Here is a 10,070-nt window from a genome sequence, read left to right as displayed (position 1 = left end):
TCCTGCCTAAAAATTAGACAGGACAAGTAGAACACCTGGGTCAATTTTGAATCAGCACTATGCCCTTTGCTGGGTCAATTTTCGGTCAGCCGCAACACGTTTACACAAAACTAATTACATCCTCTCTTTGACGGCAGCGCTACGCTCAGCCAGACGGGCTTCGGCGCGTTTCATGAATTCCATCTGCCTATCCAGGCGTTCAGGAGCGGTTTGCTTAGCCCACTCTTCCTTGTTCGGGCGCTGTAGTGACCCATCTGGACGGACCGGCTTGATCTTACCCAGGAAAGTCTGCCACGCGCCTTCTTGGGCAGGGGTGATCTGCAGGTCGTCATGCCATTTTGCCTGCCGCTTTGCCATGTTGGCGACAAATTTGGCTTGCTGTTCCGGTGTTGGCGTATGGCGGCCGGCAGGGCTGTCAGTTTGCTGTGCGTAGGCGGTCGCGCCCATGGCGGCAACAGTCAGTGCAGTAACGCCGATCAATATTTTTGTGCGAGGCGTGAACATAATGAAATCCTTCCATGAATATGAGTGCAATTTGCACAGTTCCGATTGAACCGCGATGGTGTGTCGGCGATTTTTCATGGCCCCCGCCTTTGTATCTGTGTGTATGGCATTGAGTTTGCTTTGTATCGCAACGTGCCGATCCCGATGGCAGATATGCCAATATACAAATTACTATCGTTTTTCTTGCGCTGAATTGTCATAATCCAGAAAACGCCAGCAGGTGACGATGTTGCTACCTGCGTGTGTTGAAATTGATAACAGGAGATGTTTCGTCGTTTTTTTCCTGTTTTGTCCTTTATCATGCGTATCGACATTTTTTATTTAGCCGTATCAGTTGGTCGCGCATGTTCGGTTCAACCGCAGTTACTAGGATACTCACGCATATGGAAACTGCTCCTCACATATTGGTGGTCGATGATGATCACGAAATTCGCACGCTGTTGGCCGAATACCTGGATGCCAACGGTTTTCGCACATTGATCGCCACCAACGGCAACGACATGCGCAAAGTATTGTCGGAAGCGCGGGTCGATCTGATCGTGCTTGACCTGACCTTGCCCGGTGAAGGCGGCCTGACACTGTGTCGGAACCTGCGCGCCGATTCAAATATTCCGGTGATCATGTTAACGGCGCGCGGCGAACCCTTGGACCGCATCCTCGGCCTCGAAATGGGTGCCGACGATTACCTCTCCAAACCGTTCGAACCGCGTGAACTGTTTGCCCGCAACCGCAGCGTGCTGCGCCGTACTCAGGCGCTGCCGCCGAACATGGCCTCGCCGGAAGCCCGGCAGATCCAGTTCGGTCGTTGGACTTTGGATCTGATCGCCCGCCACCTGGTCAACAACGAAGGTCTGGTGGTGGCGTTGTCGGGTGCCGAATACCGCATCCTCAAAGTATTTCTGGATCATCCTAACCGAGTGCTCAACCGCGATCAGTTGCTTGAGTTGACACAGGGCCGCGAATCCGATCCGTTCGACCGTTCGGTCGACATCCAGATCAGCCGCCTGCGCCAGAAGCTGGGCGACGATGCACGCACACCGGTGATCATCAAGACGGTGCGCAACGAAGGCTACGTGCTGGCAACCACGGTGACAGTTGAGTCATGATGCGCCGACCGTATCAGGCATTTCAGTCAGATCAGCCACATCTTTTGCCGGCAGCGCGGCGGAAGTAGAAAAGGAATGCCGTTCGTGAGAAATTTTCTTGGCTCGGTGGCAAACCGGGTGTTCCTGATTTTGCTGGCTGGTATTCTGGTCGCGGCCGGCACTACCAGCTGGCTGGCCGACAATGAGCGACGCAAGGCACTTAAGGAGTTGTATGAATTCCGGATCGCTGAACGGGTCGAGCAAATTGTTTATTCGATCGATAACGTCGGCCCAGAAACACGTGCGGTAGTGCTGCGCACCGGCGAGAACCTCGGCCTCGAATCGAGCCTCGTCAACAATACCGAACATGCTGTTGACGACAATCCGACGCTCACCGAATTTCTGAAAAATCGGCTCGGCGGCGATCGCACCGTGATCGTGTCCAAACACACGGATTGCAAGCTGCGCGATCGCCGCAGTCCGGATTTTCGTCGCCTGGATGAATGTCAGGCGGTATACGTTAGTCTGAAAGACGGCGCCTTGCTCAAGGTTAAGATGCGCTTGATGCGCGAACCTGGAGGAGCGTCGGGGGGCCCGGCGGGGCTGCCTTATCGCTCGCCATACTTCGCGTTGTTCTTGCTGCTGATCGGCATGCTGGCCTTTGTGGTGGCCAAAATGACGGCGCGGCCGATCCAGCATCTGGCCAACGCTGCGGGTAGCCTGGGCAGAGATATTGATCGGCCGCCGCTAGATGAAAGCGGTCCGACCGAAGTACGGCAAGCCGCAGCCGCATTTAACGCAATGCAAGCGCGTATCAAGCGCCAGATACAACATCGGACCCACATGCTGGCCGCCATCACTCACGATTTACAAACCCCGCTTACTCGCTTGCGCCTGCGCTTGGAAAAAGTCGGTGACGGCGAGTTGCGTCATAAACTGCTGGAGGATCTGGCTGTCATGCAAAGTATGGTGCGCGAAGGTTTGGATCTGGCGCGGAGTATGGATTCGGCAGAAAAGATGCAAATGCTGGATGTCGATTCGCTGCTCGACAGCATCTGCTCTGATGCGATCGATGCCAGGCAGGATGTAACGCTAGAAGGCAGCACGCGTGCGTCAATCGTGGCCCAGCCGAATGCGCTGCGGCGCTGCTTGACCAACCTGGTAGACAATGCCACCAAGTACGGGCGCTACGCGCGGCTGAGGCTGGTGCGCGACGGTGGTGATATCGTCATTACGGTTCGTGATGGCGGCACCGGCATTCCGGAAAATCAACTGGAAGCCGTGTTCGATCCTTTTTTCAGGCTGGAGACATCGCGTTCGCGAGATACTGGCGGCACCGGGCTGGGATTGACCATTGCCCGCAATATCGCAGAAAACCATCGGGCAGCACTGGAACTGCGCAACCATCCGGAGGGCGGTCTGGAAGCGACGTTGCGTTTGCCCGCAAGGGGCTAGACAAGGAATTTTGATCAACTATTCTGATCCTGTGCCTTGCAGGAGCGACTCAGCAAATCAATGCTAGTCAATCTTAGCTGAGACGAGTTTGAGTTGCGTTGCGTTGCGTTGCGTTGCGTTGCGTTGCCTTGAGTTGCGTTGCCTTGAGTTGAGTTGAGTTGAGTTGAGTTGAGTTGAGTTGAGTTGAGTTGAGTTGAGTTGAGTTGAGTTGAGTTGAGTTGAGTTGAGTTGAGTTGAGTTGAGTTGAGTTGAGTTGAGTTGAGTTTGAATAGAAAAAACCTGTTTCGTGTTATGCGAAACAGGTTTTTTCTGTGGTCTGCCGAGATTAGTATGGGGCGTAATCCGGTGGCGGCCCGTAGCTGCTGCCGCGTTGTGGCGGATAGTAGTCAGGCGGTGTTGAATACTGTGGCGGCGGAGCATATTGCCGGCGATTGTTGGCATAGCCAGCAGAGACCGGAACCTGATTTCCCTTGGCATACATGCATTGGGTGTAGACGTTGTTATATTGGCGTTGTAAGCCATAACTACTGCGCGATGCAGAGTCGCTCGCCACTGAAGTACCGGCCAGCAAACCAACGCCGCCGCCGATTGCAGCGCCAGTACCCGCACGGCCAGTGGCGGCGCCGATCAGGGCACCGGCTGCGGCGCCAATCACTGTCCCGGCGACCGCGCTGCCTGTGGCATTGTCTGCCGCTGCCTGCGGAGCGTATGGTCCTATCCGGTCCTGCGCAGCACGCTGGCAATCTACCTCGTCATTACGGAATTGCTCATAGCTTTTGCCTGAGCCAGGCAACGCCATGACATTGGGACCGGTCGGCGCGGTTACGCAGCCGGACAGCAGCACGGCCATGGACACCGCGAATATTTTTGTTGTTCCGTTAATCATCACACACCGCCTTATGCTTATCTAGGTTGAGAATCGTTCGGCGCCACCTTCATCCAGCCTTTGGGGCAGCGCGGAATTTGCGGATAATAACCTGCTGGACTAGGGCAGTAATATGCATAGTCGGGCGCTTTTTCAATATACGTCTGCGGCTCTGGAGCGACATATACCGGAGGTGCGTAGTATACCGGCGGCGGGGCGTAGTATACCGGTGGTGGCCCCCAATACAGCGGGCCGTCGATGGTGATGCCAACCCGCGGCCCATAAAAACCGCCATGGCCGTAATAGCCATAAGCGAAGCTGGCCGAACTGGTTGCCATCAGGGCTGCTGCTGCGAGTGCAAATAGCGCAATTTTTTTCATGATATGTCCTACACATTTATCAGTGATTTAATCATAATCCCCGCCTCAACATCTGCCAAAAGGAGTTACTTCTGGTTTCAAATGCTGGCAATTCTGCAGAATTGAATTAATCGCGTTTAAGCTGGGGGCAATAGTGTTCGACGGCCGGCTGACTGCGATTCTGGTTTTTGTTGCCGTGCAGAATACGCATATTCATGGTCGATACCTGTTTTTCTGACCACATTTTAACCTATTCCAAAAATGAACAACCTGTCGGCTGATCAGCAATCTTCTCTCCACGGTGTCAAGGTGATCGAACTCGGTACCTTGATTGCCGGACCCTATGCCGCCAGCCTGCTGGGTCAGTTCGGCGCCGAAGTCATCAAGATCGAATCACCGGGAGACGGCGATCCGCTGCGCAAGTGGCGCAAGTTGCATAACGGCACTTCGTTATGGTGGTATTCGCAAAGTCGCAACAAGAAGTCTGTAACGCTCAACCTGAAATCACCACAAGCTCAACAGATCGTTCGTGACCTGGTCAAGGATGCCGACATCGTGATCGAGAATTTTCGTCCTGGCACCTTGGAAGGGTGGGGGGGCTGGGCCGGGATGAGTTATCGAAAATTAATCCGAACCTGATCATGGTCCGGGTCTCCGGCTATGGACAGGATGGCCCTTATCACACGCGTCCCGGTTTCGCCGCGATTGCCGAATCGATGAGCGGCTTGCGCAACCTGGCCGGCTATCCGGACCGGCCGCCGGTGCGGGTAGGCGTGAGTATCGGGGATACGCTAGCATCGCTGTACGGCGTGATTGGCGCTCTGCTGGCGATGCATCATCTCAAAGTCAACGGCGGTAAAGGGCAGTTCATCGACATCGCATTGTATGAAGCGGTGTTTGGTGTGATGGAGAGCCTGATTCCCGAATATGCCGAGTTCGGCTTTGTGCGCGAGCGCACCGGTGCCAGCTTTCCGGGCATTTCGCCATCCAGTACGTATCCCTGCCGCAGTGATGCGCGCGGTGAGCACTACGTCATCATCGCCGGCAACGGTGACAGTATTTTCAAACGCCTGATGCATGCCATCGGCCGCAGCGATCTGGCCTAAGATCTGCGTCTGGCGCGCAACGATGGGCGGGCGCACAACAACGACATGATCGACGCCGCAATCGCCGAGCGGACCTCACAGCACGATCTTGAGCACGTGCTGCAAGTGCTGGAGCAGGCCGAGGTCCCTAGTAGTAAAGTCTACACCGCGGCCGACATCCATCAGGATCCGCATTTCCGCGCACGCGACATGATCCAACAGCACCTGCTGCCTGACAGCCAGCCTATCGACTTGCCAGGCATCGTACCAAAACTCTCCGCGACCCCAGGACAGACCAATTGGGTAGGGCCGGCGTTGGGTCAGCATACCGATGAAGTGCTGACATCCATCGGCCGCAGTCCAGAGCAGATTGAATTGTTGCGGCAGCAAGGGGTGATTTGAGGCTAGCTGTCGTCGGTCATGTTCCGATTGCTTGGCCAAAATTGTATGTGATAGTATTGTTCCAGCCAATGAGCCAATTGCCCATTGTGCATACGTTAAAAATAGAAAGATGCTGGGCGTTCCTGGTCTGCTGCACCAACTTTAGGCTGTGAATACATGGTTCCTGCATCCCCAGTTCCGTTACGTATTGATGCCCACCAGCATTTCTGGCTACTGACCGACAGAAGCGGACATTGGCCACCGGCCGAACTGGCGGCGATTCATCGCGATTTTCTGCCGCAGCAATTGTCACCCTTGTTGAGGCAGTACGGGATTGATGGAACGGTGCTGGTGCAGTCCTTGCCGAGTGTGGCCGATACGCTGTTCCTGCTCGCATTGACGACAAACACGCCGTTCATTCGGGCTGTGGTCGGCTGGGCCGACTTGAAGGCGGCGGATGCTGTTGAGCAGATTGCGCTATTGGCGACACATCAGAAGTTGCGTGGACTGCGGCCCATGTTGCAGGATCTGGCCGACGACTGGATTACCGATCCGTGTCTGGCCCCGGCGATCGCAGCCATGCGACGCCATCGTCTCAGCCTCGATGCGTTGGTTTTGCCGCATCAATTACCTGCATTGTTGCGGTTCGCCCAGTCTCACCCTGATCTGCCGATCGTCATCGATCACGCCGCCAAGCCGCGCATCGCACAGATGGAAGTCACGCCTTGGCGTGAGCAACTCTCCTGGTTTGCCGGTTTGCCGGTTTGCCGGTTTGCCGCAAGTGTATTGCAAATTGTCCGGGCTGGTCACTGAGGCTTCGGGCGATTGGCAGGAGCGCGATCTGCAGCCGTATGTGGATCATATCTTGAGCGTGTTTGGCGCATCGCGCGTCATTTGGGGCAGCGACTGGCCGGTAGTCAATCTGGCAGCCGATTATGGGCGCTGGCTCGCGACTACCGATAGTTTGCTGTCGACGCTCAGTGCGCTGCAGCGGCAACAGGTCATGGGCTTGAATGCGCAGCGCTTTTACCGCTTGTAGCGGCCGTCGTACGGATAATTAGCGCAGAATCACTTTGTTCATTATTTGCGTGGCCGGATAGGCAACCAGAGATTGCAGCACGCGCGGCAGGTCGAGCGGGCGCATGATCATCTTGATGGTCATTTCTGCCGTCACATGGCTGCGGATGATGCTGTTCATTTTGCTGCTGATCTGTTGCACCCGCAGTGGGTCGCTGGCGTGTTGCGGCTCTCTCGTTTTGAGCACATGACGCAGTGCGCAAGCGGCGTCTTCGTTGCGCAACTCTAGCGTACGACGGCGCAAGGCGCCGAAGATGCTATGGCGCCGCAAATGCTCTTGCTGGCGGAAACGACGAAAATATTGGAAGAAATGCTTGTAGTGGTTGACTTCATCGCGGGCGATGCGCGCCGCCAGGTCTCGTAATACAGGTTCGTCGGTGCTACGCGACAGCGCGCCGTAGAAGGTTGCGGTGCCAGCCTCTACCACGCAGCGCGCCACCATTTCCAGGCCTTTGCTGGCCTCAAGCAGTTCTACCTTGCAGTAGCCCGAATATTCGTCCAGGAAGCCGCGATAAGCCGCAGGCCAGTCGAATTCCGGCCAGATGTGTTTGACGTAGGCGCGCAATGCTTGTCCATGCTGTAATTCTTCAACTTCCCATTGATTACGCAGCCAAGCAGAGATTTCTGGCTCGTCGCCGTAATAATCCACCAGATTCTGTGTGTACAGATCAGAACCGCTTTCGACAAACGAGGCGCAGGTGACCAGGTAGAACAGGTTTTCATCCGATCTGACATGAGCCACATCAATTTTCGGAAAATCAATATCCTCGATTTTCCAATGCGAGTTCTCTTGGCGACCTTTTGGCATAATCAATCTCTCCATGTGGTTGTGACTGACCTATGTATGACGTTCGGCTTGGTACTTTGGTTCAAGTTACACGATTTCTCGACTGTGTGCATCTTTTAGCCTCGTGCTAGGATTGAAATCTTACGAGCAAGAGAGGTGAATATGAGTGACCAAAATAGTGACAGCGTTGAATATCGCGGATACCTGATCGTGCCAAAGCCGCTGCAGGCACATGATGATTTGTGGCATGACGGTTATCAGATATGGAAAGCTGGGGTCAGCATATCGAGCCGCGCCAACACCGAAAGCGCGCACGCCACCCGTACCACGGCGATGGACAGCAGCATTGAGTTTGCCAAGATTGAAGTGGATAATCTAGCCGCAATGACCACATGAATTTTTCTGGCGACGCTGCTGATGATCAGCCGACCCGCCGTGCCTTAAGGTTCAGAACCTGATGGCAGTGGCATGGCCAGCCCAGCCCAGCCCTCGACGTGAGAGGCCGGTAAGCCGGCTCAGGAAAACTCTATGCGCTGTCTGGTTTGCGCATTAAACCAATGCAGGGAGCCTGCCTCAAAGCCGGCACTGATTTGCTGTCCGGTCTCTACTGCGGTGGCCGCCGGTACTCGCATGACCAGTGTTTGATCTCCTATCGAGGCGTGCACCAGCAGATCGGCGCCGAGTGCTTCTACCAGTTCCGCCCTCATCGACAGTCCTGGCTGGCCGAACAGCAGGTGTTCAGGACGTAAGCCCAAGATGCAGTGGTGGCCGGCAATCGCGTTGTGTGTATGCGGCAGCGCGATTGATGCCGCATTTTCTATTTTGAAGCTGTTGCCGTCCGCTGCCAGCCGTCCCTGCAACAGGTTCATCGGCGGCGAGCCGATAAAGCTGGCGACGAACGTTGTCGCCGGTTTGGCGTAAACCGCGGCAGGCGTTCCGATCTGTTCAGCCCGACCGCCGTTCATGACGATCATGCGCTGCCCCAGGGTCATGGCTTCGACCTGATCATGCGTCACGTAGAGACTGGTGGTACCCAGCGTGCGGTGCAGTTTCTGGATTTCCAGGCGCATCTGGACGCGCAGCTTGGCATCTAGATTGGAGAGCGGTTCGTCGAACAGGAACACCGCCGGTTCGCGCACGATCGCCCGCCCCATCGCTACCCGCTGACGTTGCCCGCCTGACAGTTGGCGCGGCGTACGTTGCAGTAGCGTGCCGAGCTCCAGGATCTTGGCGGCCTTCTGCACGCGCACGTCGATATCTTCCTTGCTCAGGCCGCGGATTTTTAAACCGTAGGCCATGTTCTCGTAGACGCTCATGTGCGGATACAGCGCGTAGTTCTGGAACACCATCGCGATGTCGCGGTCTTTCGGTTCCAACTGGTTGACCACGCGGTCGCCGATCACGATATCGCCCGAGGTGATTTCCTCTAGTCCGGCCACCATCCGCAGCAACGTTGATTTGCCGCAGCCGGAGGGACCGACCATGACAATGAACTCGCCATCCGCAATATCGATCGAAATGCCATGGATCACATCGACCGTCTTCGGCGCCTTGCCGTAGGTTTTCTTGACGTTTTCTAGGTGTACTTTTGCCATATCACTTCTCGGAGTCAACCAGTCCTTTAACAAACCATTTTTGCATCACCACTACCACCAGGCCAGGTGGCAGCATCGCCAGCACCAGGGTCGCCATCACCATATTCCATTCCACTGCCGAATCGCCGCCGGCGATCAGGGTCTTGATGCCGATGCCGATCAGGTACATGTCCTGGTTGGTGGCAATCATCAACGGCCAAAGATACTGGTTCCAGCCATAGATGAACATGATGACAAACAGCGCGATGACATTGGTGCGTGAGAGCGGCCAGATGACGTCCTTAAAAAAGCGTAATGGGCCGGCACCATCGATCCGGGCAGCTTCCGCCAGCTCATCCTGCACCGTCAGAAAAAATTGCCGGAACAGGAAAGTCGCGGTGGCCGAGGCGATCAGCGGAATCGTCAGGCCGGCGTAGCTATTGAGCATGTGGAAATCGGAGACAACCTGGTAGGTCGGCGTGATGCGCACTTCGACCGGCAGCATCAGGGTCATGAAAATCATCCAGAAGAACAGCGATCGCCCAGGGAAACGGAAGTACACCATGGCAAAGGCCGACAGCATAGAAATTGAAATCTTGCCGATGGCGATTGCCAATGCCGACACCAGGCTGACCCACAGCATGCGCGCCACCGGCGGTGCCGAGACGTTGCCGGATGCACCCTGGGTAAGGAGTGCGCCATAGTTTTCAATGAAGTGGCTGCCAGGCACCAGCGATAGCGGAGCTTGCGCTGCTTCCTGGGCGTTTTGGGTGCAGACTGTTGCGGCTGACCGAAAATTGACCCAGCAAAGGGCATAGTGCTGATTCAAAATTGACCCAGGTGTTCTACTTGTCCTGTCTAATTTTTAGGCAGGAGATATAAGGTGATCACCATGGAA

At 55.5% G+C, this 10,070-nt stretch carries 11 protein-coding genes and 1 pseudogene; 6 read left to right on the top strand and 6 right to left on the bottom strand.

All coding sequences use genetic code 11. The features are described 5' to 3' along the window. Positions 1-114: 114 nt before the first annotated feature. Positions 115-504 (bottom strand): Spy/CpxP family protein refolding chaperone, encoded by a 390-nt coding sequence (locus ACIQ0R_RS08290; protein WP_395826102.1) that lies wholly within the window; start codon positions 502-504, stop codon positions 115-117. A gap of 383 nt (positions 505-887) precedes the next feature. On the opposite strand from ACIQ0R_RS08290, the gene ACIQ0R_RS08285 reads away from it, so the two are divergent. Next, entirely contained in the window at positions 888-1,610 is a 723-nt protein-coding gene (locus tag ACIQ0R_RS08285; protein ID WP_395826100.1) for a response regulator, read from the top strand. Between the two features lie 84 nt (positions 1,611-1,694). Beyond that, positions 1,695-3,044 carry an ATP-binding protein gene (locus tag ACIQ0R_RS08280; protein ID WP_395826098.1) on the top strand — a complete coding sequence of 450 codons (1,350 nt, stop codon included), beginning with the start codon at positions 1,695-1,697 and terminating at the stop codon, positions 3,042-3,044. 325 nt (positions 3,045-3,369) lie between these two features. Here ACIQ0R_RS08280 and ACIQ0R_RS08275 read toward each other — a convergent pair whose 3' ends face one another. Together ACIQ0R_RS08275 and ACIQ0R_RS08270 are read right to left on the bottom strand one after the other, a co-directional pair. Next, positions 3,370-3,930 carry a glycine zipper family protein gene (locus ACIQ0R_RS08275; RefSeq protein WP_395826096.1) on the bottom strand — a complete coding sequence of 187 codons (561 nt, stop codon included), beginning with the start codon at positions 3,928-3,930 and terminating at the stop codon, positions 3,370-3,372. A 17-nt stretch (positions 3,931-3,947) separates the two neighbouring features. Then, complete coding sequence (locus ACIQ0R_RS08270) at positions 3,948-4,289, bottom strand: hypothetical protein (RefSeq protein WP_395826094.1); 342 nt, start codon at positions 4,287-4,289, stop codon at positions 3,948-3,950. Between the two features lie 240 nt (positions 4,290-4,529). Here ACIQ0R_RS08270 and ACIQ0R_RS08265 point away from each other — a divergent pair. The 3 genes and pseudogenes from ACIQ0R_RS08265 to ACIQ0R_RS08255 all read left to right on the top strand — a co-directional run bounded on the left by ACIQ0R_RS08265 (position 4,530) and on the right by ACIQ0R_RS08255 (position 6,773). Further along, positions 4,530-5,755: pseudogene (locus tag ACIQ0R_RS08265) on the top strand (CaiB/BaiF CoA transferase family protein). Positions 5,756-5,911: 156 nt separating this feature from the next. After that, on the top strand, positions 5,912-6,547 hold the full coding sequence (locus ACIQ0R_RS08260; RefSeq protein WP_395826092.1) for an amidohydrolase family protein: 636 nt from the start codon (positions 5,912-5,914) through the stop codon (positions 6,545-6,547). Then, positions 6,528-6,773 carry an amidohydrolase family protein gene (locus ACIQ0R_RS08255; RefSeq protein ID WP_395826090.1) on the top strand — a complete coding sequence of 82 codons (246 nt, stop codon included), beginning with the start codon at positions 6,528-6,530 and terminating at the stop codon, positions 6,771-6,773. Before ACIQ0R_RS08260 ends, ACIQ0R_RS08255 begins: the two co-directional genes overlap by 20 nt. A gap of 18 nt (positions 6,774-6,791) precedes the next feature. Here the strand turns inward: ACIQ0R_RS08255 and ACIQ0R_RS08250 are convergent, their stop codons facing one another. Continuing rightward, positions 6,792-7,619 (bottom strand): ferritin-like domain-containing protein, encoded by an 828-nt coding sequence (locus ACIQ0R_RS08250; RefSeq protein WP_395826088.1) that lies wholly within the window; start codon positions 7,617-7,619, stop codon positions 6,792-6,794. A 141-nt stretch (positions 7,620-7,760) separates the two neighbouring features. On the opposite strand from ACIQ0R_RS08250, the gene ACIQ0R_RS08245 reads away from it, so the two are divergent. Beyond that, positions 7,761-7,994: a hypothetical protein gene (locus ACIQ0R_RS08245; RefSeq protein ID WP_395826086.1), complete on the top strand. Its 234-nt coding sequence runs from the start codon at positions 7,761-7,763 to the stop codon at positions 7,992-7,994. A gap of 119 nt (positions 7,995-8,113) precedes the next feature. On the opposite strand, the gene ACIQ0R_RS08240 is transcribed toward ACIQ0R_RS08245, so the two are convergent. Next, positions 8,114-9,193, bottom strand: a complete 1,080-nt coding sequence (locus ACIQ0R_RS08240; protein ID WP_395826084.1) for a sn-glycerol-3-phosphate import ATP-binding protein UgpC — start codon at positions 9,191-9,193, stop codon at positions 8,114-8,116. Between the two features lies 1 nt (position 9,194). Next, positions 9,195-10,001: a sn-glycerol-3-phosphate ABC transporter permease UgpE gene (ugpE, locus tag ACIQ0R_RS08235; RefSeq protein WP_395826081.1), complete on the bottom strand. Its 807-nt coding sequence runs from the start codon at positions 9,999-10,001 to the stop codon at positions 9,195-9,197. Positions 10,002-10,070 lie beyond the last annotated feature (69 nt).

The sequence above is a fragment of the Collimonas sp. genome (genome assembly GCF_044339385.1).
Classification (GTDB): Bacteria; Pseudomonadota; Gammaproteobacteria; order Burkholderiales; family Burkholderiaceae_D; genus Collimonas.
This window is presented reverse-complemented; position numbering and strand designations above follow the sequence as displayed.

Excerpts from the sequence above, each read along its gene's own strand:
- ACIQ0R_RS08290 (WP_395826102.1), bottom strand. The coding sequence starts at position 504 with ATGTTCACGCCTCGCACAAAAATATTGATCGGCGTTACTGCACTGACT.
- ACIQ0R_RS08285 (WP_395826100.1), top strand. The coding sequence starts at position 888 with ATGGAAACTGCTCCTCACATATTGGTGGTCGATGATGATCACGAAATT.
- ACIQ0R_RS08275 (WP_395826096.1), bottom strand. The coding sequence starts at position 3,930 with ATGATTAACGGAACAACAAAAATATTCGCGGTGTCCATGGCCGTGCTG.
- ACIQ0R_RS08270 (WP_395826094.1), bottom strand. The coding sequence starts at position 4,289 with ATGAAAAAAATTGCGCTATTTGCACTCGCAGCAGCAGCCCTGATGGCA.
- ACIQ0R_RS08260 (WP_395826092.1), top strand. The coding sequence starts at position 5,912 with ATGGTTCCTGCATCCCCAGTTCCGTTACGTATTGATGCCCACCAGCAT.
- ACIQ0R_RS08250 (WP_395826088.1), bottom strand. The coding sequence starts at position 7,619 with ATGCCAAAAGGTCGCCAAGAGAACTCGCATTGGAAAATCGAGGATATT.
- ACIQ0R_RS08245 (WP_395826086.1), top strand. The coding sequence starts at position 7,761 with ATGAGTGACCAAAATAGTGACAGCGTTGAATATCGCGGATACCTGATC.
- ACIQ0R_RS08240 (WP_395826084.1), bottom strand. The coding sequence starts at position 9,193 with ATGGCAAAAGTACACCTAGAAAACGTCAAGAAAACCTACGGCAAGGCG.